This window comes from Micromonospora sp. NPDC051296, from assembly GCF_040682255.1.
GTDB classification, from domain to species: Bacteria; Actinomycetota; Actinomycetes; order Mycobacteriales; family Micromonosporaceae; genus Micromonospora; species Micromonospora craterilacus.
Genome location: NZ_JBFBAO010000692.1, coordinates 1 through 1,002 on the forward strand (window position 1 = coordinate 1; position 1,002 = coordinate 1,002).

Sequence of the window (1,002 nt, forward strand, 5' to 3'; positions counted from 1 at the left end):
CGCCGGGTACGACGGCCCGGTGGAGGTGGAGGTTTTCGCCGAGGAGGTGTGGTCGCGTCCGGGCCGCGCGGTGCTCGACGAAACGATCACCCGTTATCTCGCGCATGTAGCGGAAGACTCGACGACCTGACCTCCGGCTGCCGCCGGGTCGGGGCGTGATGCGTGCGGCGGTCTCCGCCCACTCCGCGGGTACGCTGCGGATCATGCCGGCGGCAGCGGTACCGGAGCGCATCAGGTGGGCGGTGGAGACGCTGGCCGTCAAACCGACCGACCGGCTGTTGGAGATCGGCTGCGGTGGTGGTGTCGCGGTCGCGCTGCTCTGCCCACGACTGTCGACCGGCAGGATCGTCGCGATCGACCGGTCCGAGACGGCGACCGCCCGGGCCCGGCGGCGCAACGATGCCGACGTCCGAGCTGGTCGGGCGACCATCCGGACGGTCGCCTTCCGCCCGGCCGACATCTCCGCCGTGGGACTGGACAGCGAGCGGTTCGACACGATCTTCGCGATCAACGTGAACCTGTTCTGGACCGGGCCGGCGCGTGACGAACTGGCCCTGGTCAGGAGGCTGCTGGCGCCGGGTGGTGCGGTGTATCTGTGCTACGAGCCGCCACGCGGGCGCGGGGACGAGATCACCGGGAAGGTGACGTCGGCGCTGGCGGCCAGCGGGTTCTCGGTGACGACCAGACGGTCGGCGTCCCTGGCGGGGATCGCCGGCCGCCCTGCCTAGGGCAGCGCGACGGTCGCGAGGTAACCGAGGTGGTCGGACGGCCAACGGCCGTCGGGGGTCCGCCGCTCGGTGCCGAAGACCTCACTCGACACCGGGACCACGGCGCCCCGCACCAGCACCATGTCGATCCGGTGCTTGACGGCGTCGGCCGGTTCGGTCAGGTCGTCGCCCAGGCCGGAGCCAACCGTTCTGCGCGCTGCCATCGAGCACATGCTCGGCGACGGCCCCCACCGCACCGCCGCCGCCACCATCGGCCGCCGGCTACGGGCCGCAG

The 1,002-nt window shown here is 72.4% G+C and carries 2 protein-coding genes; one reads left to right on the top strand and one right to left on the bottom strand.

All coding sequences use genetic code 11. The features are described 5' to 3' along the window. Positions 1-203 precede the first annotated feature (203 nt). Positions 204-728: a class I SAM-dependent methyltransferase gene (locus AB0M52_RS34175; protein WP_363962047.1), complete on the top strand. Its 525-nt coding sequence runs from the start codon at positions 204-206 to the stop codon at positions 726-728. On the opposite strand, the gene AB0M52_RS34180 is transcribed toward AB0M52_RS34175, so the two are convergent. Then, positions 725-1,002: hypothetical protein (locus tag AB0M52_RS34180; protein ID WP_363962049.1), on the bottom strand; the 278-nt coding region annotated here is incomplete at its 5' end. The two genes, AB0M52_RS34175 and AB0M52_RS34180, sit on opposite strands and share 4 nt — an antisense overlap.

Coding starts and splice junctions, on each gene's coding strand:
- AB0M52_RS34175 (WP_363962047.1), top strand. CDS start 204: ATGCCGGCGGCAGCGGTACCGGAGCGCATCAGGTGGGCGGTGGAGACG.